The organism is Nocardia sp. NPDC056064, from assembly GCF_042266925.1.
Taxonomy (GTDB): Bacteria; Actinomycetota; Actinomycetes; order Mycobacteriales; family Mycobacteriaceae; genus Nocardia.
In genome coordinates, this window is record NZ_JBHJWO010000001.1 from 4,302,522 (window position 1) to 4,328,010 (window position 25,489).

Annotated in this window: 27 protein-coding genes and 2 pseudogenes; 11 read left to right on the forward strand and 18 right to left on the reverse strand. The window is 66.9% G+C overall.

The window, feature by feature from the left end; all coding sequences use genetic code 11:
• Positions 1–32: 32 nt before the first annotated feature.
• From ACFC06_RS19960 to ACFC06_RS19970, 3 genes are all read right to left on the reverse strand, one after another.
• A complete protein-coding gene (locus tag ACFC06_RS19960; RefSeq protein ID WP_375933124.1) occupies positions 33–821 on the reverse strand; it encodes a CbtA family protein in 789 nt (262 codons plus the stop codon).
• Positions 812–1,012 (reverse strand): CbtB-domain containing protein, encoded by a 201-nt coding sequence (locus tag ACFC06_RS19965; protein ID WP_375933127.1) that lies wholly within the window; start codon positions 1,010–1,012, stop codon positions 812–814. The genes ACFC06_RS19960 and ACFC06_RS19965 overlap by 10 nt, the downstream gene beginning before the upstream one ends.
• Positions 1,013–1,236: 224 nt before the next feature.
• Positions 1,237–1,560 carry an antibiotic biosynthesis monooxygenase family protein gene (locus ACFC06_RS19970; protein ID WP_375933130.1) on the reverse strand — a complete coding sequence of 108 codons (324 nt, stop codon included), beginning with the start codon at positions 1,558–1,560 and terminating at the stop codon, positions 1,237–1,239.
• A 61-nt stretch (positions 1,561–1,621) separates the two neighbouring features.
• Between ACFC06_RS19970 and ACFC06_RS19975 the strand changes: the two genes are divergently transcribed.
• Positions 1,622–2,365: an alpha/beta fold hydrolase gene (locus tag ACFC06_RS19975; protein WP_375933133.1), complete on the forward strand. Its 744-nt coding sequence runs from the start codon at positions 1,622–1,624 to the stop codon at positions 2,363–2,365.
• A 174-nt stretch (positions 2,366–2,539) separates the two neighbouring features.
• Here the strand turns inward: ACFC06_RS19975 and ACFC06_RS19980 are convergent, their stop codons facing one another.
• Positions 2,540–3,409 (reverse strand): A/G-specific adenine glycosylase, encoded by an 870-nt coding sequence (locus ACFC06_RS19980; RefSeq protein ID WP_375933136.1) that lies wholly within the window; start codon positions 3,407–3,409, stop codon positions 2,540–2,542.
• 90 nt (positions 3,410–3,499) lie between these two features.
• On the opposite strand from ACFC06_RS19980, the gene ACFC06_RS19985 reads away from it, so the two are divergent.
• Together ACFC06_RS19985 and ACFC06_RS19990 are read left to right on the forward strand one after the other, a co-directional pair.
• On the forward strand, positions 3,500–4,123 hold the full coding sequence (locus tag ACFC06_RS19985; protein WP_278260518.1) for a carbonic anhydrase: 624 nt from the start codon (positions 3,500–3,502) through the stop codon (positions 4,121–4,123).
• A gap of 83 nt (positions 4,124–4,206) precedes the next feature.
• Entirely contained in the window at positions 4,207–4,890 is a 684-nt protein-coding gene (locus tag ACFC06_RS19990; RefSeq protein ID WP_375933139.1) for a hypothetical protein, read from the forward strand.
• Between the two features lie 144 nt (positions 4,891–5,034).
• Here ACFC06_RS19990 and radA read toward each other — a convergent pair whose 3' ends face one another.
• Positions 5,035–6,435, reverse strand: a complete 1,401-nt coding sequence (gene radA, locus ACFC06_RS19995; RefSeq protein WP_375933142.1) for a DNA repair protein RadA — start codon at positions 6,433–6,435, stop codon at positions 5,035–5,037.
• Positions 6,436–6,517: 82 nt separating this feature from the next.
• Complete coding sequence (locus ACFC06_RS20000; RefSeq protein WP_375933145.1) at positions 6,518–7,213, reverse strand: hypothetical protein; 696 nt, start codon at positions 7,211–7,213, stop codon at positions 6,518–6,520.
• Positions 7,214–7,566: 353 nt separating this feature from the next.
• On the opposite strand from ACFC06_RS20000, the gene carD reads away from it, so the two are divergent.
• From carD to ACFC06_RS20030, 6 genes and pseudogenes are all read left to right on the forward strand, one after another.
• Positions 7,567–8,055, forward strand: a complete 489-nt coding sequence (gene carD / locus ACFC06_RS20005) for an RNA polymerase-binding transcription factor CarD (RefSeq protein WP_019044685.1) — start codon at positions 7,567–7,569, stop codon at positions 8,053–8,055.
• A gap of 2 nt (positions 8,056–8,057) precedes the next feature.
• Positions 8,058–8,735: pseudogene (gene ispD / locus ACFC06_RS20010) on the forward strand (2-C-methyl-D-erythritol 4-phosphate cytidylyltransferase); the annotation flags it as partial.
• 143 nt (positions 8,736–8,878) lie between these two features.
• A complete protein-coding gene (gene ispF, locus ACFC06_RS20015) occupies positions 8,879–9,352 on the forward strand; it encodes a 2-C-methyl-D-erythritol 2,4-cyclodiphosphate synthase (protein ID WP_375933148.1) in 474 nt (157 codons plus the stop codon).
• Positions 9,353–9,453: 101 nt separating this feature from the next.
• Entirely contained in the window at positions 9,454–10,857 is a 1,404-nt protein-coding gene (gene cysS, locus ACFC06_RS20020; protein ID WP_375933151.1) for a cysteine--tRNA ligase, read from the forward strand.
• Positions 10,857–11,843 (forward strand): 23S rRNA (guanosine(2251)-2'-O)-methyltransferase RlmB, encoded by a 987-nt coding sequence (gene rlmB / locus ACFC06_RS20025; protein ID WP_375933154.1) that lies wholly within the window; start codon positions 10,857–10,859, stop codon positions 11,841–11,843. Before cysS ends, rlmB begins: the two co-directional genes overlap by 1 nt.
• A gap of 50 nt (positions 11,844–11,893) precedes the next feature.
• On the forward strand, positions 11,894–12,172 hold the full coding sequence (locus tag ACFC06_RS20030) for a DUF4190 domain-containing protein (RefSeq protein WP_375933157.1): 279 nt from the start codon (positions 11,894–11,896) through the stop codon (positions 12,170–12,172).
• On the opposite strand, the gene ACFC06_RS20035 is transcribed toward ACFC06_RS20030, so the two are convergent.
• The 10 genes and pseudogenes from ACFC06_RS20035 to ACFC06_RS20080 form a co-directional block, all read right to left on the reverse strand.
• The gene (locus tag ACFC06_RS20035; RefSeq protein ID WP_375933160.1) at positions 12,173–12,979 is read right to left on the reverse strand and encodes an enoyl-CoA hydratase/isomerase family protein; all 807 of its coding nucleotides are present in this window, start codon (positions 12,977–12,979) and stop codon (positions 12,173–12,175) included.
• A 13-nt stretch (positions 12,980–12,992) separates the two neighbouring features.
• A complete protein-coding gene (locus ACFC06_RS20040) occupies positions 12,993–14,168 on the reverse strand; it encodes an acyl-CoA dehydrogenase family protein (protein ID WP_375933163.1) in 1,176 nt (391 codons plus the stop codon).
• Positions 14,169–14,272: 104 nt separating this feature from the next.
• A complete protein-coding gene (locus ACFC06_RS20045; RefSeq protein ID WP_375933166.1) occupies positions 14,273–14,821 on the reverse strand; it encodes a hypothetical protein in 549 nt (182 codons plus the stop codon).
• Positions 14,806–15,615 carry a hypothetical protein gene (locus ACFC06_RS20050; RefSeq protein WP_375933169.1) on the reverse strand — a complete coding sequence of 270 codons (810 nt, stop codon included), beginning with the start codon at positions 15,613–15,615 and terminating at the stop codon, positions 14,806–14,808. Before ACFC06_RS20050 ends, ACFC06_RS20045 begins: the two co-directional genes overlap by 16 nt.
• 1,540 nt (positions 15,616–17,155) lie before the next feature.
• On the reverse strand, positions 17,156–17,935 hold the full coding sequence (locus ACFC06_RS20055) for an ESX secretion-associated protein EspG (RefSeq protein WP_375933172.1): 780 nt from the start codon (positions 17,933–17,935) through the stop codon (positions 17,156–17,158).
• Positions 17,932–19,134, reverse strand: coding sequence for a hypothetical protein (locus tag ACFC06_RS20060; protein WP_375933175.1), 1,203 nt, complete (start codon positions 19,132–19,134; stop codon positions 17,932–17,934). The genes ACFC06_RS20055 and ACFC06_RS20060 overlap by 4 nt, the downstream gene beginning before the upstream one ends.
• Positions 19,134–19,556 carry a hypothetical protein gene (locus tag ACFC06_RS20065; RefSeq protein WP_375933178.1) on the reverse strand — a complete coding sequence of 141 codons (423 nt, stop codon included), beginning with the start codon at positions 19,554–19,556 and terminating at the stop codon, positions 19,134–19,136. The genes ACFC06_RS20060 and ACFC06_RS20065 overlap by 1 nt, the downstream gene beginning before the upstream one ends.
• A 43-nt stretch (positions 19,557–19,599) precedes the next feature.
• On the reverse strand, positions 19,600–20,208 hold the full coding sequence (locus ACFC06_RS20070; protein ID WP_375933181.1) for a DUF3558 domain-containing protein: 609 nt from the start codon (positions 20,206–20,208) through the stop codon (positions 19,600–19,602).
• 67 nt (positions 20,209–20,275) lie between these two features.
• Complete coding sequence (locus tag ACFC06_RS20075; RefSeq protein WP_375933184.1) at positions 20,276–21,013, reverse strand: hypothetical protein; 738 nt, start codon at positions 21,011–21,013, stop codon at positions 20,276–20,278.
• A 707-nt stretch (positions 21,014–21,720) separates the two neighbouring features.
• A pseudogene (locus tag ACFC06_RS20080) lies at positions 21,721–21,867 on the reverse strand (acyl-CoA dehydrogenase); the annotation flags it as partial.
• A 139-nt stretch (positions 21,868–22,006) separates the two neighbouring features.
• Between ACFC06_RS20080 and ACFC06_RS20085 the strand changes: the two are divergent.
• Both ACFC06_RS20085 and ACFC06_RS20090 read left to right on the forward strand, forming a co-directional pair.
• Positions 22,007–23,113: a sensor histidine kinase gene (locus tag ACFC06_RS20085; RefSeq protein ID WP_375933187.1), complete on the forward strand. Its 1,107-nt coding sequence runs from the start codon at positions 22,007–22,009 to the stop codon at positions 23,111–23,113.
• Positions 23,110–23,778, forward strand: a complete 669-nt coding sequence (locus ACFC06_RS20090; RefSeq protein ID WP_375933190.1) for a response regulator — start codon at positions 23,110–23,112, stop codon at positions 23,776–23,778. The genes ACFC06_RS20085 and ACFC06_RS20090 overlap by 4 nt, the downstream gene beginning before the upstream one ends.
• On the opposite strand, the gene ACFC06_RS20095 is transcribed toward ACFC06_RS20090, so the two are convergent.
• On the reverse strand, positions 23,752–24,636 hold the full coding sequence (locus ACFC06_RS20095; RefSeq protein ID WP_375933193.1) for a metal ABC transporter permease: 885 nt from the start codon (positions 24,634–24,636) through the stop codon (positions 23,752–23,754). The genes ACFC06_RS20090 and ACFC06_RS20095 overlap by 27 nt on opposite strands.
• Positions 24,636–25,481: a metal ABC transporter ATP-binding protein gene (locus ACFC06_RS20100; protein WP_375933196.1), complete on the reverse strand. Its 846-nt coding sequence runs from the start codon at positions 25,479–25,481 to the stop codon at positions 24,636–24,638. The genes ACFC06_RS20095 and ACFC06_RS20100 overlap by 1 nt, the downstream gene beginning before the upstream one ends.
• Positions 25,482–25,489 lie beyond the last annotated feature (8 nt).

Sequence of the window (25,489 nt, forward strand, 5' to 3'; positions counted from 1 at the left end):
CCGACACTGCCTTCACGCGATACCCGCGCGGATCACCCTGCGGTAGCGGCCTTCTCCGGTACCGCGGTGCTACGCCGCGAGGCGAACTCGGTGAGCGCGGCGAAGGCCAGGCCCAGCGACACCCACAGCGTGGTGGTCTCGGCCAGCGAGGCCACCCGGAAACGCCACAGCAGCGTCGCGGGGAAGTCATCGGCCACCTCGTTCACCCCGGGCAGCAGGATGTAGCCGATGGTGGTGACCAGCACGAACGCGACCACCGCCGCGATGAGCCGCAGCGTGTCGAGCTGCCCGGCCAGCGCCCGGTAGGCCGCGACCGAGGCCGCGACGGCGAGCAGGCCGAGTACCACGGCGGCGACCCACAGCCAGGTGCGGCTGTTGATGGTCTCCGGGTCGCCCACCGCGGGCGGGTTGGCCGGGTACTTGAAGAACGGCACCGCCACGATCGCCGCCCACGCGAATCCGGCGGCGAGCAGCGACAGGCGCGGTCCCGACAGGCTCGTGAAGCGGCGGGCGACATTGAGCGCGGACGCGAGCAGCGCGCCGAAGGCCATCCCGGCCAGACCGAGGGCGAGGAACTGTCCCGCCTTCTGCCCGGAACGGCTGACCAGCGGTTCGTCCTCGTCACCGTGTGAGTGGCCCGCGGGTTCGGCCGCCTCGTGACCGTGCTCGGCAGGGGCGGCGGCGGCTTCCTCGATGGCGATCGCGGCGTCCACCTGGGGCTCGCCGACGAAATAGCCCACTGTGGCGGCCAGCAGGCCGGCGATCAGGCCGGCCAGCAGGCCGCGCAACAGCAGGGTCTTGAGTGATCCGATCAGTGGCACGGGACACCCAGCAGGTGACGTCCGTCGTGCATCAGCTCGTGCAGGTACATGCCGCTACGGGAGACGGCACCCTGATCGAATCCGACCAGGTACAGCGTGAGCAGTGCGAGCAGAACGACACCGACCGTGACGAGCACGGTGGCCAGGTTGTCCAGGCCGGCAGACCGGCTGGGTGAATGCGCGAGCGCCATTCGGGTCCTCCTCAGGGATACGCGTCCCATGGTCGAAGCGGTGCGAAGGTGCCGGTGTCTGGCTCTCCGGCACCGGGGACCCGGTACGTGGATACAGTGGCGCGACCGCTCCGGAATCTCACCGGATTACCGCGCACCCTCGCGTATGTTTTCCCTCGAACTGTGACAGTCGCGAGGCGCCCACGTCAATACGCGCATCCGCATGTCCAGCGGAAACGCCGCTGTCAGCCCTTGGCGGGCACGTCCAGGACGACCTCGAACTCGAGCAGCGAGGCACCGGTGGACACCGGCTTGGGACGCTCGCCCTCACCACCGTTGCCCGCGTGCGCGGCGCGCGCCGGACCGTCGCGCCACGCGGCGAAGGATTCCTCCGAATCCCATTGCGTCACCACGAAATACCGGTTGTCACCGGCGACCGGGCGCAGCAACTGGAAGCCGAGGAAACCGGGGGAGTTCTCCACCGCGTGGGCCCGCGCGGCGAAGCGCTTCTCCAGCTCCGGACCGGCACCTTCGGGGATCTCGATCGCATTGATCTTCACAACAGCCATGACCTCACAGTATCCGTGGCGGCTGGCGCCGCGGGTTCTCGGCCGGTGCACAATCGGCAGGGTGTTGTACGACGAAGGCGGAACCGGCGTCCCGATCCTGCTGCTGCACGGGCTGATGGGCAGTGCGCGGACCTGGTCCGATCAGTTGCCGTGGTTGCGCGGGTACGGGCACGTGTACGCCGTCGACGCGGCCGGGCACGGGCGCGTCCCGCCCGCCGAGCTCACCACCGAGGCGTTCGTGGCCGATCTGGCCGGGCTCACCGCCGGGATCGGCGAGCCGATGGTGATCGTGGGGCATTCGATGGGCGCCATCCACGGCTGGGTCTTCGCGGCGACCCATCCCGAGCGGGTCCGCGCGCTGGTCGTCGAGGACATCGCCCCCGATTTCACCGGCCGCACCGCCGCGCACTGGGCCGAACTCATCCACTCCTGGCCGCAGCCGTTCGCGGACGAGCAGGCGGTGCTCGACTATTTCGGGCCGGTCGCGGGCCGGTATTTCCTGCGCGCTTTCACCGGCAGCGCCGACGGTTACCGCCTGCACGGCGAGGTCGACACCTTCCGCGCGATCTCCGAGGAATGGGGCACCCGCGATTTCTGGACCGAATGGAAATCGCTCACGATGCCCACACTGCTCATCGAGGGCGAGCACACCATCACCCCGCCGGGTCAGATGCGGACCATGGCGGAGGTGCACCCGGATGCCGAGTACGCGTGGGTCGAGGGTGCCGGGCATCTGGTGCACGACGAGCGGCCCGAGGAGTACCGCGAGCTGGTCGGCGGGTTCCTCGCCCGCGTGCTCGGCTGAACTCGCACCGCCTGATTCCGATAGGGCTGCCGCCGGAGTACACGCCTGCCATCGGGTGCGCCTCGCGGTGGTGCTCGAGGCGGTGTCGGCGCAGGCGGTCCGGCGCGCAGCCCGCGTCGAGCGCGACGGCGCACAGAGGCGGCGCTCGGCGCAGTGTCGGTGCGCGGTCCGGGGTCAGCTGCCCTCGCCTGCCAGGGCGAACAGGCCATCCTCGGTCTGTTCGATCAGGCCGTCGACCAGCAGCGAGTCCAGCGCCCGCGCCCGCTGACCGGGATCGCGGGTCCAGGCGAGATCAAGGCGCACCCGTTCGACCGGCCCCGACGCGTCGCGCAGCACATCGAGCAGCCGTCCGCGCGCCTGGCGATCGGTGCCCTCGTACTTCTGCACCTTGCGCGCCACCGTGGCGGCGGGCTTCCCGGCGGCGACCCAGGCGCAATCCGGCAGTGGGCAGCCCGCGCAGGCGGGGTTGCGGGCGGTGCAGACCAGGGCGCCCAGTTCCATCAGCGCGGCGGAGAACTTCGCGGCGCGGGGGACGGGCGTCGGCAGCAGGGCCTCGGTCTCGGCGAGGTCGCGCGCGGACGGGTTGCCCGGCTCGCGGCCGTGCACGGCGCGGGCCACCACACGGCGGACATTGGTGTCCACCACGGGAACTCGCTGGCCGTAGGCGAAGCAGGCGACCGCGCGGGCGGTGTAGGCGCCGATGCCGGGCAGGCCCAGCAGCACGTCGACATCGGACGGCACCACGTCACCGTGCTGGTCGGCCAGCACCCGCGCGCACTCGTGCAGCCGCAGGGCCCGGCGCGGATAGCCGAGCTTGCCCCAGGCGCGCAGCACCTCGGCCTGCGAGGACGCCGCCATCGCCGAGGGCACCGGCCAGCGCGCCACCCATTCGCGCCAGATCGGCTCCACCCGCACCACCGGCGTCTGCTGCAGCATGATCTCGCTCATCAGGATGTGCCAGGCGGTGGCCTCGGGCCTGCGCCAGGGCAGGTCGCGCGCGGTGTCGGAGAACCAGTCCAGCAGGACTTCCGCGTCGATACTCACTGTTGTCGTTCCGCCTCCGTCAGGCTTCATTTGCCGACGCGTAACGCCGCGGACTCGCTGGTAACCAACGGTCTGTGCACAATGGTCGGTATGCCTGGTTCTAATCCGATAAGTGCCTGGAAGTCACTGCGCGAAGGCAACGAGCGCTTCGTCAACGGTGATCTGCTGCATCCTAGCCAGGGCGCCGCCGATCGAGCCAAGCTCGTCGGCGGTCAGCATCCGCACGCCATCCTCTTCGGCTGCGGTGACTCGCGGGTGGCCGCCGAGCTGATCTTCGACCAGGGCCTGGGCGACATGTTCGTCGTCCGGACCGCCGGTCACGTGATCGACAGCTCGGTGCTCGGCTCGATCGAGTACGGCGTCGAGGTGCTCAACGTGCCGCTGATCGTGGTCCTGGGCCACGACAGCTGTGGCGCGGTGAAGGCCACCATCGACGCCCTCGACGGCGGCGAGGTCCCCGGTGGGTTCATCCGCAGCATCGTCGAGCGGGTCACCCCGTCGATCCTGATCGGCCGTCGTGAGGGCCTCGAGACCATCGACGAGTTCGAGGCGCGGCACGTGGAGGAGACCTCGCGACTGCTCATGCAGCGGTCGATGATCATCTCCCAGCGGGTGGCCACCGGCCAGCTCGCGATCGCCAGCGTCACCTACAAGCTCGAGGACGGGCGCGCGCAGCTGCGCAGCACCGTGGGCAACATCGGCGAAATCCGGTAATACCAGCGTCGCGGTTCGGTTCCGGCCGCCGACACGCCGAGGTCATCGAGCGCGCCCCCGTGCGCTGCGCTTACCGTTGAGGCGTGCTGGAACCGAATGGACCGCTGCCACCGGAGATCTACTGGCGTCGCCGCGCGCTCGCCATCGGCATCGTCGCTGTCGCCCTCGTGCTGGTGATCTGGCTGGCCGTGATGGTCACGCGCGGCGGCGACTCCTCCGGTGAGAAGCCCGTGGCGGCCACCACCACGGCGGAATCGAGCAGTGCGGCCGCGTCGAGCACCACCTCCGAGTCGAGCAGTGCCACCTCGAGCACGACCGCGACGAGTACCAGCTCGGCCACCTCCAGCCCGTCGGCCACCGATCAGCCCGCGGCCCAGCCGTGCCCGGATCAGTCGCTGGCGCTGAAGGTGACCGTCGGCCAGCCGACCTACCGGGTGGGCGATCAGCCGGGGTTCGGGACCGTCATCACCAATATCTCCTCGGCGCCGTGCAGCCGTGATCTCGGCGCGGGCCCGCAGTTCCTCGTCTACACCCTCGACGGCCAGCGCAGGCTGTGGGCCAGCAACGACTGCAACCCCGACGGCCCGCCGGACCCGAAGACCCTCGCGGCCGGGCAGCAGCTGTCCTACAAGGGCACCTGGTTCGGCACCACCTCCCAGCCCGAGTGCGCGGGCGACCGGCTGCCGGTACCCGCGGGCGCCTACATGGTGGTGGCCCAGCTCGGCTCGATCCGCAGCGCCGCCGAACCGTTCAATCTCGCCGACTGACGCGCGCGCCGCGCATTGTCCGGGTGCGCGGTAGGTCACATGTTCAGGTTCGGTCGATTTGCAGGGTTCGCAAGATCGTCGGCGATGTCAATGGTTGTTGGCGTGAAATGGCCGCTCCGGCGCGGAATTCGCGGTTTGCCGGGATTATTCCGCGGCGACGGGTTCGCGTGATGCGCGGGATTTGCGGAGTTGTGCCAGGCGCAGTGCCGAACGCAGGTCGCCGACCTCGTGGATTCGCATGGAACCGATCTTGGTTTTCTCCGAACCGGGCGGCACCAGGGCGGTCGTGAAACCCAGCCGTTCGGCCTCGGCCAGGCGCCGGGACAGCCCGGTGACCTTGCGGACCTCCCCGGCCAGCCCCACCTCACCGAGGATCACCCAGCCCGCGGGCAGCGCGATATCGGCCTCGGCCGAGGCGATGGCCAGCGCGATGGCCAGATCGGCGGTGGGCTCGTTGAGCCGCATCCCGCCCACGGTCGCGGCGTACACGTCGTGCTTGCCGAGGAAGACCCGCCCGCGGCTCTGCAACACCGCCAGCACCATGGCGACGCGGTTGTAGTCCAGCCCGCTCACCGCGCGCCGCGGCTGCGGGATCTCGGTCTTCACCGTGAGCCCCTGCACCTCGGCGACCAGCGGGCGCTTGCCGTCCATGGCCACGGTGACCGCCGTGCCGGGCACGGTGTCGGTGCGGTGGTGCAGGAACAGCCCGGACGGGTCGTCGACGCAGGCGATGCCGTCCTCGTACAGTTCGAAACAGCCCACCTCGTCGGCGCTGCCGAAGCGGTTCTTGATGCCGCGGACCATGCGCAGCGAGGAGTTCTTGTCGCCCTCGAACTGCAGCACCACGTCCACCAGGTGCTCGAGCGTGCGCGGCCCGGCCACATTGCCGTCCTTGGTGACATGGCCGACCAGCAGTACCGCGATCCCACTGGCCTTGGCCAGCGAGGTGAGCGCCGCGGTGACCGCGCGCACCTGGGTGACCCCGCCGATCACCCCGTCCACCTCCGGGGCCAGCATGGTCTGCACCGAGTCGACCACCAGCAGCGACGGCCGCACCTGTTCCACGTGCCCGAGCACGATCGACAGATCCGATTCGGCCGCCAGATACACCCGGTCGTGCACCGCGTTGGTCCGGTCGGCCCGCAGCCGCACCTGCCCGGCCGACTCCTCGGCGGTGACGTAGAGCGCGGTCTCCTGGCGCTGCGCGGCCCAGCGTGCGGCCACCTCGAGCAGCAGCGTCGACTTGCCCACCCCCGGCTCACCCGACAGCAGCACCACCGAGCCGGGCACCACCCCGCCCCCGAGCACCCGGTCCAGCTCGCTGACGCCCGTCGACCGCGCCCGGGTGACCTTGGCGTCGATCTGCGACAGCGGCGCGGCGGCCGTGCTGGGCAGCATGGCCCGCCGTCCCGGCGCCGCGGCGGCCGCCGAGACGGCCACCTCGTTCACCGTGCCCCAGGCGCCGCAATCCGGGCACTTACCGACCCACTTGGACACCTCGTGCGAGCACGCGGTGCATCGGTAGACAGCTTTGGTCTTGGCCACACGCGCACCCTACGGACCGGCTCCGACAAAAAGGAAAGCCGCCGCGGCGAACCGCGACGGCTTCTCTGTCGAACAGTCGGTCTCAGTGACCGCCCGCGCCCTCGGGGGCCGGGCCGGACTTCTCGTTCTCCACGCGGATGGTCGCGGCCGCGTCGACCGGGACCGACACCTGCACGGTGCCCGCGTCCTTGAAGTTGAAGGTGACGTTGTAGGTCAGGCCGGGGGTGATGTCCTCGGTCAGGCCGGTGATCTCGATCGAGCCGGGCTGGGCGGCCGGGTCGTTGGAGGGCTTGTCGCCCTCGGCCTGGCCCGCCGTGGTCGGCGCGGCCGAGGTGGTGGTCGGGGCGGCGTGGTGGTCGTCGGCCGCCGGGCCGCCGGGCGCGTTGACCGGGCCGATGACCACGGTCTGCTGCGGCGCGAGCACCAGCTTGCTGTCGCCGGCGGGGCCGGTCAGCTTGATCTGGCCGAGGTCGGTGCTGACGCTGGTCAGCTCGTCGGTGACGGTCTCGCTGCCGTTGATGATCGACAGCGACAGCACGGCCCGGCCGCCCTTGTCGTGCTCGGCGTCGGCCTCGGGGTAGATGATGTGCACGTTGCGCAGCGAGATCGCGCCCACCTCGGCGTGGTTGCCGTTGATGGCGGCGGCCTGCGACGAGGTCTGGGTGTGCTGGCCGGCACTGCAGCCGCTCAGGGCGATGCCCGCGGCAGCGGCGAGCGCGGCAACCGTCGCCATGCGACGTCGCGCCGACGGGGCGGTCACAGCTTTCAGGGCAGTCACGGTTAGTCCTCCATGTCGACCGGGCTCACTCCGTCCCGATGAGGGGAGCGGAGGGTAGTAACTAGGCAGCGTAGTAGTTGGCTCCGCGCGTGTGGCGTCCGGGCTCGCGACGCGCGGGCGCGGAAGTAACAGTTCGGTGTCCGGAGCGGGGTTGCCGGATCGATGCCCGGTGCTCGGGGCACGCATATCGGTCGCTGTGCTGGCGGTTAACCCGTTCTGGCACAACGCAATGCACACCGATTCTTTCTTGTCAACCCCTACGATGGCCTCGTTGTGGCCCTGACCTGCACAGTTGATCGCGCCGTTATCGAGTCGCATGTTAAACTGTGAACATCGAAAGGGGCACGGGACACATGATTTTTAAGGTCGGAGACACCGTCGTTTACCCCCACCACGGAGCGGCGCTGATCGAAGCAATCGAGACCCGCACCATCAAGGGTGTGCAGAAAGAGTATCTGGTCCTGAAGGTTGCGCAAGGCGACCTGACCGTTCGGGTTCCCGCAGAGAACGCCGAATACGTCGGCGTCCGTGACGTCGTCGGCCAGGAAGGTCTCGACCGCGTCTTCCAGGTGCTGCGCGCGCCACACACGGAGGAGCCGACCAACTGGTCCCGCCGGTACAAGGCCAACCTCGAGAAGCTCGCCTCCGGCGATGTGAACAAGGTGGCCGAGGTCGTGCGTGACCTGTGGCGTCGTGAGCAGGACCGCGGCCTGTCCGCCGGTGAGAAGCGGATGCTGGCCAAGGCTCGTCAGATCCTCGTCGGTGAGCTCGCGCTCGCCGAGGGCACCGACGACGGCAAGGCCGAATCGCTGCTCGACGAGGTCCTCGCCGCGGCTTCCTAGAAGTGCGACCTGTCGTAGCACTGGTCCCTGCCGCCGGTCGTGGCGTGCGCCTGGGTGAGTCCACCCCGAAGGCGTTCGTCCCGGTCGGCGGCACACCTATGGTCCGGCTGGCGGTCGACGGGCTGATCGCGTCCGGTGCGGTGCACCGGGTGATCGTCGTCGTCCCCATCGAGCTGGTCGATGCCGCGTCCGCTCTGCTGTCCACCACCTCACTGACCGGCGGTTCGATGCCCCCTGTGCCGGTGCAGGTCGTCGTTGGCGGCGCCGAGCGCACGGATTCGGTGCGCGCCGGGATCGCGGCCGCGCCCGACGCGGCGTTCTACCTCGTGCACGACGCCGCTCGCGCGCTCACCCCGCCGCGACTCATCGCCCGGGTGGCCGCCGAGCTGCACGCGGGCGCCCAGGCCGTCGTTCCGGCGCTCCCGGTGGTCGACACGGTGAAATCGGTCGACGACCAGGGCGTCGTCACCGGCACTCCCGAGCGCGCCCACCTGCGCGCCGTCCAGACCCCCCAGGGCTTCGACGCCGAACTGCTGCGCCGCGCCTACGCCACCGAGGCAGGCGCCACCGACGACGCCGGCCTGGTCGAACGCCTCGGCGTCGCCGTCCGCACCGTCACCGGCGACCCGCTCGCCTTCAAGATCACCACCCCGCTCGACCTGCGGCTGGCCGACGCCCTGCGTGCCGACCAGGCCGCGTACGCGCCGGACCGTGCGGATTCGGCCCTCGCTGTACCCACCCCGTCGTCGGCTGACGCCACCGGCTCGGCCCCGACCGGCCGAGCCGAACTCGCCCAGACCGCCGCGAAGCAGGCGGTCGACCGGTGAGAGTCGGGATCGGCAGCGACGTGCACCCCATCGAACCCGGTCGTCCCTGCTGGATGGCCGGGTTGCTGTTCCCCGACGCCGACGGCTGCGCGGGCCACTCCGACGGTGACGTCGCCGCCCACGCCCTCTGCGACGCCCTGCTCTCGGCCGCCGGTCTCGGCGATGTCGGCGCGGTCTTCGGCGTCGGCCGCCCGGAATGGGCCGGGGTCACCGGCGCCGCCATGCTCACCGAGGTCCGCAGGCTGCTGGCCGAGGAGGGTTTCTCGGTGGTCAATGCCGCCGTGCAGGTCATCGGGAACCGGCCCAAGATCGGTCCGCGCCGCGCCGAGGCGCAGAAAGTTCTCGGCGAATTACTCGACGCTCCCGTGTCGGTGTCCGGCACGACCACCGATGGATTAGGGCTGACCGGCCGTGGCGAAGGCGTCGCCGCGATCGCCACCTGTCTGTTGGCGGATATTCCGCAGTCCTGACGGCTGCCGGAAACTCCGCCGCCACCGCTCGCCGCTCGACCCGCCCGGCGACCACCGGCCGGTCAATCGCACGCCCATCCCACCGACTAGGATCGAATGCCGTGACCTTGCGCCTTTTTGACACCGACACGCGGACCCTGCGGGAATTCACCCCGCTGGTCCCCGGCCGTGCCTCGGTGTATCTGTGTGGGGCCACCGTGCAGGGTCAGCCCCATATCGGGCATGTGCGCAGTGGCGTCGCCTTCGACGTCCTGCGCCGCTGGCTGCTCGCGCACGACTTCGACGTGTGGTTCATCCGCAATGTCACCGATATCGACGACAAGATCCTGAACAAGGCCGCCGAGGCGGGCAGGCCGTGGTGGGAATGGGCCGCCACCCACGAGCGCGCCTTCGACGCCGCCTACGAGGTGCTCGGCGTGCTGCCGCCCTCGGCCGAACCGCGCGCGACCGGCCACATCACCCAGATGGTCGGGCTGATGGAACGGCTGATCGAGCGCGGGCACGCCTACGCCGCCGACGGTGACGTCTACTTCGACGTGCTGAGCTGGCCGAACTACGGCGAGCTGTCCGGCCACAAACTCGACGACGTGCACCAGGGCGAGACCCCCACCCGCGGCAAACGCGATCCCCGCGATTTCACGCTGTGGAAGTCGGCCAAGCCGGGCGAGCCGAGCTGGCCCTCGCCGTGGGGCCCCGGCCGCCCCGGCTGGCATCTGGAATGCTCAGCGATGGCCGAGTTCTATCTGGGTGGCGAATTCGATATCCATTGCGGTGGCATGGATTTGATTTTCCCGCACCACGAGAACGAGATCGCCCAGTCCAAGGCCGCCGGTGACGGATTCGCCCGTTACTGGCTGCACAACGGCTGGGTGACCATGGGCGGCGAGAAAATGTCGAAGTCGCTCGGCAATGTGCTCTCGGTGCCCAATGTGCTCACCCGGGTGCGCCCGGTGGAATTGCGTTTCTATCTGGGCAGCGCGCATTACCGCTCGATGCTCGAATACTCCGACAAGGCGCTCGACGACGCCGTCGCCTCGTATCAGCGCATCGAGGCGTTCGTGCAGCGGGTGCTCGATCGCGCCGGTGAGGTGCCGGTCGGCAAATGGACCGACGGATTCGCCGCCGCCCTCGACGACGATCTGGCGATTCCGAAGGCGCTGGCCGAGATCCACCACGTGGTGCACGAGGGCAACCGGGCGATGGAGTCCGGCGCGCTCGAGACCGCGGTCGAGCTGGCCGGGCAGGTGCGCGCGATGCTGGGGATTCTCGGCGTCGACCCGCTGGACCCGCAGTGGTACACCCCCGCCGACAACTCGGCGGCCTTCGACGCGCTCGACGTGCTGGTCCGCTCCGAGCTGGACCGCCGGGCGAGCGCGCGGGCGGAGAAGAACTGGGCAGAAGCCGATGCCGCACGGGATCGGCTCGTGGCGGCGGGTATCGAGGTCACCGATACCCCGCAGGGGCCGGAATGGTCGCTGGGCGCAGCTAGCGGAAAGGCGAACTGATGGCAGGCAATTCACAGCGACGCGGAGCGATCAGGAAGGGCGGCACCAAGAAGGGTGCCGTCGTCGGTTCCGGCGGCAAGCGCCGTCGCGGCCTCGAGGGCCGGGGCGCGACCCCGCCCGCCGAGGCGCGCACCAAGCATCCCGCCGCCAAGCGGGCGGCCGCGGCCGCCAAAGCCAAGGCGGCACAGCAGAACCGGCCCACCGGTAAGTCGGGTGTGCCGCGCGCGGGCCGCAAGTCCGACGACGGTCCGGAGCTGGTGCTCGGCCGCAACCCCGTGCTCGAGTGTCTGCGGGCCGACGTGCCCGCCACCGCGCTGTACGTGGCGGTCGGCACCGAGAACGACGACCGCCTCTCCGAGAGCGTGCAGCGCGCGGCCGATCTGGGGATCTCCATCCTCGAGGTGCCGCGCACCGATCTGGACCGGTTGAGCGCCAACGGCTTGCACCAGGGCGTGGCCCTGCAGGTGCCCCCGTACCGCTACGCCCACCCCGACGACCTGCTCGACCGGGTGAAGGTCTCCGGCGAGCCCGGCCTGCTGGTGGCGCTGGACAACATCTCCGATCCGCGCAACCTCGGCGCGGTGATCCGCTCGGTGGCCGCGTTCGGCGGTCAGGGCGTGGTCATCCCGCAGCGGCGCAGCGCCAGCGTGACCGCGGTGGCCTGGCGCACCAGCGCCGGTGCCGCGGCGCGGCTGCCCGTCGCCAGGGCCACCAACCTGACCCGCACGCTCAAGGACTGGGCCTCGCAGGGCTTCCAGATCGTCGGCCTCGACGCCGGGGGCGACACGCCGCTCGACGAATTCGACGGCAGCATGCCGACGGTGGTCGTCGTCGGGTCCGAGGGCAAGGGCCTGTCGCGGCTGGTGCGCGAGAACTGCGACTCGATCCTGAGTATCCCGATGGCGGGCCCGGTCGAATCGCTCAACGCCTCGGTCGCCGCCGGTGTGGTGCTGGCCGACATCGCCCGACAGCGCCGTCTGGGCTGACTGTGCGCGGATGACGCGCAAACCCGCTCTCTCGCCGTAGAATTCGATCCGTGGCCATTCCCTATCAGCCGATCGGCGAGACGGTCGAGCACCCGCAGGCGAACCTGATCCTCGTGCTCGGGCTGCTCAGCCCGTTCTGCTGTGGGATCTTCGGGCCGGTCGCGTGGGTGCTCGGCAAGCGGGCGCTCAATCAGATCGACTCGTCCTACGGCGCGCTCAGCGGGCGGTCCCAGGTGCTGATCGGCTACATCGCCGGCATCGTCGGGACCATCATGATGATCCTGTTCGCGCTGCTGTATCTGGCCGGTTCCTGCAACGGGAACTTCTAGTCAGTCCTCGAGGCCGCGGCGGTCGGTGCCCGCGTCCCAGGCGGGCCACTCGCCGCTGATGCTGCCGGTCCAGTTCGGCGCCCGGCGTTCGCGGAAGGCCGCCATCGCCTCACCGCCGTCGACGCTCTTGGCGACGTGCGCGTTGAGCTCGGACTCGAGCTGACCGACCACGGCCGGGGTCATGCCCAGGCTCTCCCAGATCAGCCGCTTGGACAGCGCCACCGGCAGCGGCGCCGGACCACCGGCGATGTCGTGGGCCACCGACATGGCGGTGGGCAGCACCTCGCCCGCGGGCAGGCTGGCATTGGCCAGACCCATCGACTTGGCCTCGTCACCGTCGAAGGTGCGGCCGGTGAGCATGATGTCGGCGGCGTTGGCGAGCCCGGCCAGGCGCGGCACGGTCCAGTGCGCGTAGCCGTCGGCCAGCACGCCGCGGCGCACCTGGCTCAGCCCGTAGACGGCGTCGCGGGCGAAGTAGCGCAGGTCGCACTGCAGGGCCAGGGCCAGCCCGATCCCGACCGCGTGCCCGTTCACCGCCGCGATCACCGGCTTGCGGACCTGCCAGGGCGGCGGGTCAAGGGTCGCGCTCACCTCGCCGGCCCGGGCGGAGAGGTCGGCCCCGGCGCAGAAGGCGGGGGCGGTGCCGGTGATGACGACGGCGCGGATGGCGTCCTCGGTATCGCAGCGGCGCAGCGCGGCGCTGAGCTCGGCGGCCATCGTCGGGGTGACAGCGTTCTGCTGGGCGGGACGGTTGAGCGTGAGCACGGCGACGCCGCCTGCGACGTCGACGAGCAGTTCCGGACTCATGGGCCGAATGGTACTAGCGCTCGCGCAGCAGATGCCTGCCGATCGCGTACTTGTGCACTTCGGTGGGCCCGTCGTAGAGCCGGAACGCGCGCATGTCCCGGAACAACATCTCGACCACCGTCTCGTCGCTGATGCCGATGCCACCGAGGATCTGCACGCAGCGATCGGTGACCTTGAACAGCTCCTCGGAGACGTAGGACTTGGCCATCGAGGATTCGTGCCTGGCCTGCTGGCCCTGGTCCATCAGCCAGCAGCTGTGCCAGATCGTCAACCGGCACTGGTGCAGCGCGACCTCGTTGTCGGCGAGCATGAACGACACGCCCTCGTGCTCGCCGATCGGCTTGCCGAAGGCGGTGCGGGTGCGCGCGTAGTCCAGCGCGATGCTCTGCGCGCGTTCGGCCGCGCCGAGCCAGCGCATGCAGTGGGTGAGCCGGGCCGGGGCCAGCCGCAGCTGGGCGTAGCGCAGCGCCTCGCCGGTGCGCCCGAGCACGGCCGAGGCGGGCAGGGTGAGGTTCTCGAAGCGCACCACGGCGTGCCCGCCGACGTAGTTGCGGTCCATCGTGTTCATGATCCGCTCGATGACGATGCCCTCGGCGTCGCCGTCGGCCAGGAACAGCGTCGGCCCCGCGGGCAGGTGCGGGTTGTCGGCGAGCCGGGCCATGATGATCCAGGTCTTGGCCCCGTCGGCACCGGTGATCAGCCATTTGCGCCCGTTGATCACGAAGTTCTCGCCGTCGAAGACGGCCTCGGTGCGCAGCTGACCGGGATCGGAGCCCGCCCCGTCGGGTTCGGTCATCGCGAACACCGAGCGCTGCTCGCCGCGGATCACCGGCAGCAGATACCGCTCGGCCTGCTCCGGGTCGGCGACCTTGCCGAGCAGGAACATATTGCCCTCGTCGGGCGCGGCACAGTTCATCGCCACCGGCCCCAGCGTCGACCAGCCCGCCGCCTCGTACACCACCGCCTGCTCGACATGACTCAACCCGAGCCCACCGAACTCCTCGGACGCCTGCACGGTCAGCAGCCGCTCTTTCCGCGCGAGCGCGACGAGTTCCGCGCGCAGCTCGTCGGTCGGCCCGTGCTGGGTGAGCCGTGGATCGCGCTCGAACGGCACGATCTGCTCGACGACGAAGGCGCGCACACGATCGCGCAGAGCGGCGAGGTCCTCGGGCACTGTGAAGTCGATCATGCCCGGTATTCTGCTCGCTCAGCGACCACACCGTCGATCGCTTGTCGTATATCCCATATGATGGGATATCGACTGATCCGGCTCATGGCTACCGGGTTCGATCATCACCCCTTCAGCGATTGAACCATCCGCACCAGCATATCCGCACCGGCTCGGGCCCCAGCGTCATTACCTCCTTCGAACGTCAATTCGCCAGTCCAGTTGTCAATTTCGACGTTCAACGTATATGAAGGGTGGGCTGTTTCCGGATCGCGGAATTCGGGTATCGGATTTATGTACATCGCGACGGAGAAGCCATCGACTTCTATGTATCGCGACGGCATACCCTCGGCTGTTGATAGTGAATTCTCTCCGTGGCCGCGCGAGATCGAAATCGTTCCGAGGTAGCCATGCACGGAAGCGCCCTCGGCAGTGTACAAGCATCCATTTCCTGCATTAATGGGGGCTTCCATCGGCTTACCGATAACTACGGTAGCAGCTATCTCGGCGACTTCGAATTGCGATTGAAAGAACTCTCGAGGAAATTCGCATAATTCGCTGAGTGTATGCGTACTGCGTTCACTGGGATGGCCGGAGGGGGGTTGACTGCAACTAGATAGAGCAACAGCCAGTGCGACCGATGCGACGATCCGCTCTATCAACGCGCAGCCCATCTTTCGTTATCGGGGGCATCGATCGACAAGTCTTTGGCTGCACCGATCTCCGGCCATTTGTTCTGATGGAAGGACCTCGGATTATCTACGCTGCTATCAATTGAATTAATCGCATGCGCCTGCGTCATGAGCACTCCACCGAGCACGACTCCGTATTCCATTACCTTATTAATTATCGACACAAGGGCGTCGATCGCATCACCTATTCCGATCGGGGTTGAGATACCAGTCGATATTTTCGTGAGTGCAGCTGCAAAATCTGTAAAGAACGCAACAAGATCTGTAGCTACCTTCGAATAGAATTCCCATGCGGCATCCGATACAGTGCCCAACTGATTGCTAACAGCCTCGCAAATGGCCGATGCGGTGTCGGTAGCTGTGATTTGGAGTTGCAATTTTGCAAAGTACTCTTCGGCAGCACCTCCGGTCCATTTTCCTCGGAGATCGGCTTTATTCAATATCCAGTTGCGCGCCTCGTTGACCTGAGTCTGTACTGCTAGCCATTCGGTGCTAGCGCTGAGAAGGGCGAGTGGGGCTTGTAATGCATCTATTGCTCCCTGTAGCTCTGTGAGTAGCTCTTTGATCTTTTCCTTTACTTTATCCTTATCTTTCTGCATGGCAACGGCGGTGCCTATCCCATTGGGATTCAATAGCACTTGGCTGGCAACCATAGCTGCTTGTCCTGCGCGGAATGCGCTATCGACGTCACTCGGGGAGTCCCTGACTTCTTGGACCTGTTTCGAGAAGTCGGCCAGTGCTGCATTTATGTCATCAAGTGTCTTGACCGCACCCATCTATTCTTCCTCCGTCTCCAGTCGGAGAATGACTCCGGCAAAGTTAGCGTCCTGTTCGAGTAGGACCTTACCGACATGGTCGAGCGTAGTCGACATTTCATCGGCTGCAGCTTCACCCTCAGTGAGCCTTGACTTCATGTACCGAATAGCTTTAAGGTGGGCGTCCCAGGTAGGTTGAAAGATTGACCATACAACACTCGTATTGCTGAATTCGATTTCCTGGGCCTTCTTGTGCCCCTGGGAGAGGTCATTAGATGCACTTTCCCACACTCCCGAGACCTGCATGAGCCTGTTCATATCCGCGCTGAAGTCTGGCACTATTCTGACCTTCCTAGGTATTCCCGGTATCTCCGAAGTTCTAACAAAAGCTCATCGTCCGTACGGCCTTCCCATCCGCTGTTCGCGTGATATTTCGGGCGTTTCTGCCGTATGGCTTCAGCGCAAGAGACTATATCTGATCCGATATGCCACGGTTCGGCGCTTGCCGCCCACTCTACGGAAATGTCAATCTGAGTTATCCAGGATAGGTTTGCGTGCACAACCATGGATGGTTGCCCTGAATCAGTTGTTGGACCATAGGCTCTAAATATAGCCCGTCCGGCATATGCACCCTCTAGTTCTACGAATTCTGCGAGGGACCTGGTATTCAATAGTGATATCATCTGAAGCCGACGAGAAACTTGAAATCTGAGAGAAGAAAAGGTACGACCTTGCTCGACCATGGGAAGGGCGCGCTCCCAAATTGCGAGGTGATAGCCGCCCATAGCCGATTCGTTATAAGTCGTTGTGGTTATTCGGTCGTGTACATTGCGATCGACCTGGACGTCTATAGGAAGCCAATCGGAATCCAGCCTCATGGCAAATAGGTTGGGATCGCCTAGTTTTGACCCACGGCCTTCTTCGAAAGCTGGGTTCCTCTGATTGTGGAGATTGGCTGCAGTGTATTCCAGCAGAGGTGCGGCGCTGTTGATTCTCTCAGTCGGCCTATCGCGGGAAGGGATGTACTGATCTGTAGAGTGTCTCCGCGTGCGATCAAATGCAGGTTGTAGCGGTTCTATGACCTCATCATCGAACTCATCGGGGTCGTCATAGTGATTGAACCATCCTTGAGTTGCCATGTCTTCCTTAATTCACCACGACGTGAGATACATTCTTTGGTGTGCTGATCGGCTAGTTTGGTAGTATATGTAGTGAATTCTTACCCGCGGTCGATGCCTCCGTGTACCCATTGAAGATGCAATCCTATGTCGGTGAGAAATTGATCGCGTCTACGGAGCCACATGCTAGTTGGTTCAGCAAATGTATTTCTCGGGTTGCTTGAGCCTGCGTATCAGGCCTATATCGGGCCTCGGATTCTTCGATCTTGTCCATGCTCGCCAGATTCGATACCAAAGTCAGCATTGTCGATAGCTCACTGGGCATGGCTCCGAGCCCGCTGGCTTGTTGCGCAACGGCATTGAATTTCTCGGCCACGTGATTTCTCCCCTCGTATTTGTTTCGCCGATCTGACCATTTGAGTTGGCGTGACTGGTCTCAAGAATTACCACGCCTCGTCACATATCTCGTCCTCTAAGGCTAGTGCTTGATTCGTGGCAGAATCTATCCACCGGGAAATTGCGTTCCGCTGGTTTTGGGAGGTGGTTTGATCGAATGCGACTTCGTGTGGGTTGCGGGTGATGGTGTAGCGGCCGTCGTCGGTGAAGTCGCGCCATTCGAGGGTGTGGGTTGGGGTGGGGCGGTCGAGGATGGTGCCTTGGTAGAGCGCTGCGGAGCCGCCTCCATGGGTGGGGCGGTCGATGAAACGGCGGTAGCGTTCGTGGGAGGAGTTGTGGGCGACGTCTTCGAAGTAGCTGTCGTGGCTGGGTTTGGTGTCGCGGGTGGGGAAGGTGACGGCGGGGTGGGTACCGGGACCGAGTTTGGGGAGGTAGCTGATGAGGCGTTGGGGCAGGTTTTCGGGGCGGCCGAGGTGGATGGTGATGGGGCCGTCGATGTTGTTGCGGATGATCTGGTCGAGGATGACGGCTCGGTAGCCGTTGTGGGTGGCGTGGATGCGGTATTGGGCGGTGGTGTTGTCGCGGGTCTTGGTGGTTCTGCCTGATATTTCGATGTGCCAGGTGGCGGTGGTGACGGTGTCGATCGCGCGGCGGATTTCGGCCAGGTCGTCACGGGTGTAGGTGTCGAGGAGTCGGGCGCGGTGGTTGTCGAAGTCTTGTTGGTAGGTGAAGCGGGACAGGTAGTGCAGGGGGCGGGGGAAGCGGTCGACGGCTTCGCTGTACCAGTGGGCGGCGAAGTCGTCGGGGTCGAGGGTCCAGGCGGTCACTGGGGCCCGCCTTCGGGTTCGACCGGCCGGGTTTGAGCGGCGGGGAAGTGTGAACCGATCGCTTGAGGGGTCGCCTTGGCGGTCTCTCCGAGGAGTTCCCGAGTGTTCTCCTCGTTGATCAGATATTCCGGGATCTCATGGGTCGTCTCGTCGTCTTTGCCCCGGCCTGCGCCTGCGCCGCCCATCATGCCGGGGGACATCATCCCGCGCCCGCTGGCAGTACCGGTGGTGGTGACCCCGGCGACGGCGGCCGGGGCGATGGTGGTGGGCATGCCGGGTGTTACGCGGCCGGGGTTGAGAGTGGTGCCGGGGGCGCCGCCGGCGGGGGTGCCGCCGCCGGGGCTGGACGGTGAACCGGGGGAGCCGGGTGTAGTGGGTTTGGTGTCGGGAGTTGTGGCCGGGGTGGTGCCGGCTGGCTGGGTGCCGGCCGGGTTGGTGTCGTCGTCACCGTCGTCGGTGGAGTCGTCATCGTCGTCACCTGCGGACTCGTCATCGTCGGTGGTGTCGTCGTCGGCCGTTTCGTCGTCGTCGTCGCCGTCGTCGGTCGGGTCCTGCGGAGTTTCGTCGTCTGCGGTGGTGTCGTCGCCATCGTCGGTGTTCTGGTTCGGTTTTCCGCCGCCACCGGTGTCATCGCCATCGTCGCCGCTGGGGACGAATGAGTTGTCGACGAGGCTGGTGGGGTGGTCGAGGATGGGCAGGCCGTTGTCGATGGTTTCAAAGGGAGCGACGTAAGCGGCAGCCATGATCGCTTGGGCTTGTTCTTCGTCGTCGTCGCGTCCGCGTTCGAACTCGTCGTTGTTGATCCAGCGGTCGTTGATGTCCCAGATGTCGGGGTCGTCTTTGCGTGGGGGCAGTGATGTTTTGGTGTTGGAGGCCGCCATGACCGAGTCCGAGATGAGGCGGGCTACGGTTTCGAAGGTGCCGGTGAGGGCGTCGGCTTTGGTGGTGTAGGTGTTGATGGCGGTTTTGGAGGCTTCGGCGGCGTTGCCTTCCCAGGCTTGGGCGATGGCGGTGTTCATGCGTTGGCGGAAGGTTTCCAGGCCGATGGTCCAGTCGGTTTTGGCTTGCCAGTAGACGGCGACGGCGTCGAAGGCGGGGTCGCCGTTGACGGGGGTGAACCGGTCGACGATCTCGTTGTGCTTCAACGCTTTCGGGCGTTCGGTGTGAGGTGGGATCTTCGCGCCCTCGGTCCCGGCCATCAGTGCGCTCCGGGGAGTTGGTCCAGGCGTTCGGATTCGGTGGTGAAGCGGGCGGCGAAGGATTCGTCCTCGGCGATGAACCGGTCGCGGATGGCTACGTGGAGCATGCGGATGTCCTCGACAGCGTTCCAGTGTTCTTGCAGGACGGTGTGGAAGTCGTTGCCGTCTTCCTGACCTTTGGACTTCTTGCGGAACCGGTCGGCCATCGTGGTCGCGGAGGTGAGCTGCGAACCATCGTGGTCACCGAAACCCCAGGTCTGCAGCTGCGAGACACCCTCGATCTTCTTCTGGATCTGAACGATCGTGGCTTTGAATGCTTGGCATTCATATTCGATCTTGGCGAACTCTTCAGGGTCCATGCGGACGGTGAGGCTGCCGTTCTTCGCTTCGGTGATCAGCGGTGCCAGTGGTGTGTCGGCCATCGAGAATTTCCCCCTGTGTCGATCTGGTGTTCAGTTGAGTCGGTCAGGCTCCGGCGGGGATGGCCGGTGCGATCTTCTCGGCCAGCGTGCGTGCGATGGTGCAGGCCGGGATGTGCCCGGTAGCGGGGGCTTTCTTCGAATTGCTGACGAAGATCCCGACGCTTCCGCCGGTGATCTGGATGTCGGCAACACAGCTGGTGTCGAGATCCGGCTTGGCTGGGTCGCTACCGTCTTGCCGTGACACGATCGCCGGACGCCCACCGGCCACGACGAACTCTTCCGCGTCGGCGAAGTTGCGTGCGCGAACCATCTCGACGGTCAGATTCGTAGTGGTGATGTCGACCCCGTAGCCGTCACCGTTCTTGTAGACCCACCCGCAGCCACGCCAGTACACGCCACCGGGTGACCCCAGGTTCGACTCCCCTGTCGAAACCAGATTTTCGGACTTGATCACCTCGTCGGGGATCTGCGTGCACGGATCGAACCCGGTCGGAACCTCCGCCGCGTAGGTCGGAGAAGTGTTCGCCGGTGCTGGTCGGTCTTCGGATGGTCCGCATGCGGCAACCATCAACGCGGCACCGATCAATGCGATGAGCCCGCCCCCACGTGCTGTCGCCGCCCCCACCCATAGCCCTTCGGTATGCAGCCCCACCCGGGCCGGTGCGGCACGAAAATATCAATGTCATCGGGGGAGGGTCAAGCTTCCAGTGCGCGATCGGTCAGAGGTTCGCGTGGTAGAAGTCGATGTCGGAGTCGGGGTCCTCGATCAGGCGTTGGGCGAGTTCGGCATCGGCGATGAACTGCTGCACGGCTGTGAGCAGGGGCGATGATGGCATGTTCGCGGCCAGTTGGCGGAAAGGTGCGATCAGGTCGATGCCGAATCGCTGGCATTCGGAGATGATCGATGGGATGCCGGTGCCGCTCGCGCCGAGTTCGGCCCGCATTCTCGCGATGGCTTCGGCTTGGACGGTTTCGCGTTCGTGGACAAGTTGAACGAGCATGGCGTAGAGCTGGGCTCGTCGGTGTTCGACGGACTCCGGGTCGGTCTGTCGAGGGTGGTCGGGGAGCGCGATCAGACCCGACGGTGTCAGTTCGAAGCCTTCGGAGACAAGGGTTTCGGCGAGGTCGGCCAGCTCGCCGGCCTTGTCGGCCATGAAGGACATGGCCTCGCCGAGCGTGCACAGCATGGCGGCCAGCCGCTGCCCGACCTTGCGTGCGGCACGCTCTCGATCTTTCAGCCATTCGGTGCGATCACCGAGTTCCTGTTGCAGCCATCGGGTGATGTGCAGTGCGGTGCCCAACAGCCAGCGCTGCTCGGGGTCTTCGGAAAGTGGTTGTCCGCTTTGCTGATCCAGAAACGTGTTCCAGACTCGCAGTTGGGCGATGATCGTGGCGTTGTCGACATCATGGCGGCGGTACCTTTCGCGGAAGTCGAGACCGACCTGTTCGGGTGACAACGCGCGGATACGTGGATCGAGCGTGCGATGGTTTCCCCTCCCATCTGCCCATGATGACGCGCGGGTTGCGGACCTGATCGGATGCCTCCGGCGCTGCCTGAACCGATCGGAGCACCCAGGGGTGCCGGTGTCGTAACCCCCTGCCCCGGACTCCCGATCGCCATGCCCCGATAGACCCTCTCGGCCAACACTTCTGGCCCCGCGTCGTAGGGGACGCGTGGCTTGGTTGGACCGTGTCGAAGGTGTGCACGCCCGAGCCGACACGGTGCGTACGTGCGAGGCGTACGACGGTGGTACTCGCAGACGGCTGGGTAGTGGGGTGTTGGTGGATCCCCCTGGTCGGGCTCGTCGGTGACGACCATCGAGCAGCCCGCCGGGGCCTGGGACGAGACAGCGCGGTCGTCCGAGCTCGGGAGTGTTCACTCCTGGCATCGAGGACGACGGCTCGGCAGGGAAAGACGCCGAGGCGTTGCAAGGTAGGGTGTCCCCTACGGTGCGAACAGGTTGGTGCTGTTTCGTACCCAGGCCCTCGGATAGCGTTGGCGCGCTACTGGGGGCCGTTCTATGCGCGCGACGGTACACCCCAAAGCTCTTGGTCGGCAACAAGGCTGACGATATCTGGTTGCGCCGTCACGTGATGGTGCGTGGTCGGGGGCAGGCCGGTTGGCTCGCGCCAATCGGCCCGCATCGTATATCTACACCTTGTAGCTGACGAGTTCCGCGCGCAGCTCGTCGGTCGGCCCGTGCTGGGTGAGCCGTGGATCGCGCTCGAACGGCACGATCTGCTCGACGACGAAGGCGCGCACACGATCGCGCAGAGCGGCGAGGTCCTCGGGCACTGTGAAGTCGATCATGTCGGCATTGTGCCCGCCCGGCCCCCGTGGCGACCGGCTTTTCCGGCGTCCACCCAGGTACTGCCGCGGGTAATATTCGGGCGAGCTCGAGGACCGAATTCGCGCGCTACAGCTCGATCGGGTGGGCCGAGGGGGGCTGGTGAACAGTAGCGAAGGATCTGAGAGGACGGCGGCGCGTCTCGATTCCGGCGGGAGCTCCGCATTCGCCGAGCGATTCGCCGCTCGGGTTCCGGAGCTGGTCGATCGCTACCGCGCCGGTCTGAACAAGATCGCAAGCCCGCTCACCGACGCGGAGGCATGGGACCAGTGCGCGGTCCAGGCTCGCCGCATCTTCGACGACTGCGTCCGGAGTCTCGCGTTCGGTGAACCGACGGTCGGGCACATCGCCGACGTCTACGACCTGGGTTCGGAACGGGTCAGGCAGGGTGGTCATCCGGCGCATTCGGTGCGCGCCGGCAATATCCTCGCCGAGTTGGGCACACGTGCGCTCGCCGAATGCGCGCAGCAGGTCGGTGCGCCGCAGTCCGAGCTGGTCGCGGCGGTGCTGGCCCTGCAACGCGGCATCGGTCTGAGACTGGAAGCGGGAGCGATCGGTTACGACGCCTTCCTGCTCCAACGCGTGCGCGAGGTGCACGAGCTGGGGCAGCGCAGACTCGCGCGGGAGATCCACGATCACATCGGCAGTTCGGCCGGTCTCGCGTTACGCCGGCTGGAGCTCTACGAGGTGGAGTGCGAGCAGGCGGGCAACGGCGCCGGTTCGCGGCATGTGCGACTCGCCAAGGCCGCCATCGTCGAAACCCTCACCCACAGCCGCGAGCTGGCCGGGGAATTGCGCACACCAAGCGTTTCCGGGTCTCTGGAGACCGCACTACGCGGCTTCGCCGCTTCTCTCGGTACCGCGGGCGCGCCGATGCGGATCCGGGTACACGGTGACGACGGCTCGATACCTGCCGACATCGTCGAGGAACTGTTCGTCATGGTTCGCGAGTGTCTGCGTAACAGCGTCGATCACTCCGGTGCCTCCGATGTCGATGTTCACCTGCACCTCGCACCCCACGAAGTGCTCGCCGAGATCATCGACAACGGAACGGGCTTCGACGTGGACGCTCCGCCCACCGGCGGCAGCGGTCTGCTGATCCTGCGGGAGCGGTGTGAGCTGGTCGGCGGCACAGTCAACATCGACTCCGTGCCCGGCAGCGGTACCCACGTGACACTGTGCATCCCGATCCCGCGGGAGCCACAGTGAACAGCCCCATCCGTATCCTCGTCGCCGACGACCACACCCTGCTTCGTGAAGCACTGTGCGAGCTGCTGAGCACCGAGCCCGATTTCGATGTGGTGGCGCAGGCGGGTACCGGCACCGCCACCGTCGCGCTGGCCGGAGAACATCGCCCCGACGTGCTCTTACTCGATCTGGAGATGCCGGAAAGCGATCCGGCCGCGACAGTGGGCCGGTTGCTGGCCCAGGACCCGGCATTGCGGATCATCGTGCTGAGCATGCACGACGGCCAGCAGCTGGTACAGCAGCTGCTGGCACTGGGCGTGTCCGGCTATCTGCACAAAGGCACCGGCAGACAGACGCTGACCGCGGCTGTTCGCCAGTCGATCGGAGAGGGCCCACGGACCATCACGCTGTCGGTGTCGTCGGCCAGCCTTCGCACACCCACCGACGACCCCGCGGTGCTCTCCGCTCGGGAGCGCGAGGTACTCGTGCTGGTGGCCGAGGCCCGCAACAACCGTCAGATCGCGAGCACCATGGGCATCACCGAGGCCACGGTGAAACGGCACCTGCGAAACATCTTCGCCAAGCTCCACGCGGTCTCGAGATTGGATGCGGTGAATCGCGCGGTCGAGCTGTCCCTCATCCCGGGTTCACGCTCCGGCTCACCGCGAGGCGACCGGGTGTGCTGAGGGACGGGTGTGCCGGGTTCGGTGGCCCACCACCCGGCACACCAGATAGATCGTGAACGAGATCGCCGTGACGAAGGTGGAGACGGGGACGCCAGGGGCCAGGGAGAGCAGCAGGCCGCCGACGGCGGAGACCTCGGCGAAGACGACGGCGAGGACGGTGGCGCGCAGGGGGCTCGAGGTGAGCTGGGCGGCGGCCGCGGCGGGGGTGATGAGCAGGGCCAGGACCAGCAGGGCGCCGACGATCTGGACGCCGAAGGCGGCGGTGATGCCGAGCAGGACGGCGAAGACCACCGACAGGGCGCGCACGGGGACACCGCGGGCGATGGCCACTTCCGGGTCGGCGCTGGCGAACAGCAGCGGGCGGTAGACCACCGCGAGCACGGCCAGCACGGCGGCGGTGCAGGTGAGCAGCAGGGCCAGCCCGTCGTAGCCGACGCTGGCCACCTGCCCGGTGAGCAGCGAGAACTTCGATCCGGCCCGGTCGGGCGCCAGCCACAGGAACAGCACCGACAGGCCCAGCCCGAACGAGAGCACCACCGCGATCACCGAATCGCGTTCCCGCGCACGCGAACCCAGCCAGCCGAACAAGACGGCCGCTACCACCGACCCGGCGATGGCACCGAACCCGACACCCACCCCGACCAGCAGCGCCGCCGACGCGCCGGTCAGCGAGAGCTCGCTGGTGCCGTGCACCGCGAACGACATCTGCCTGGCCACGATCAGCGGCCCGATCAGCCCGGCCAGCAGCCCGAGCAGCGCCGAGGCCAGCAGCGCCTGCTGCACGAAGTCGTAGGTGAGCAGGTCGGCGGTGGTGCCGAAGTCGAACATCTGCTCGAGCACCTTGGTGAGTTTGTCCATCAGGCGGTCCCGCCCAGCGCGTCCATGTCGTCGCCGGTGCCGACGACCACCAGCCGGTCGCGCACCCGCAGCACCTCGACCTCGGTCCGGTAGAGCTCCGAGAGCGTGGCCGAGGTCATCACCTCCGCGGGTGTGCCGATGCGGAACTCGCCGTCGACCAGGTACAGCACCCGGTCGACGAGCGGCAGGATCGGATTGATCTCGTGGGTCACGAACAGCACCGCGGTGTCGTGCTCGCGCCTGCGCTTGTCGACCAGTTCGGCGACCAGCCGCTGGTTGGCCAGGTCCAGGCTCAGCAGCGGCTCGTCGCACAGCAGCACCGACGGGTCACCGACCAGCGCCTGCGCCACCCGCAGCCGCTGCTGCTCGCCACCGGACATGCTCTCCAGCGGCGCGTGCGCGAACGCCTGCGCGCCGACCGCGGCGACCGCCGCCGCCACCTTGCGGTCCCGCTCGCGTCGGGTCCGCCAGCCCAGTCCCCAGCGATGCCCGTCGACGCCGAGCCCGACCAGGTCGACCCCGCGCAACTGCACCCCGGCGTCGATCGTCTTCTGCTGCGGCACGTACCCGATGCCCGGATTACCGAGCCCGGCCTGCCTGCCCGCGACCTGCGCGTCACCGGAACTCAGCCCGAGACTGCCCAGCAATACCCGCAGCAGCGAGGTCTTGCCGGAGCCGTTGGGCCCGAGCACCGCGATGAACTCGCCCGGGGCGACGGTGAGATCGAGGTTGCGCCACAGCGTCCGGTCACCGAAGGACAGCGTCGCCGCGCGCAGCCGGATGGCCGCCTCGGCGGTGACGGCGGGCGCGACGGTGGTCTCGGACAGGGCTGCTCCCTCGGTCATCGGCGCAC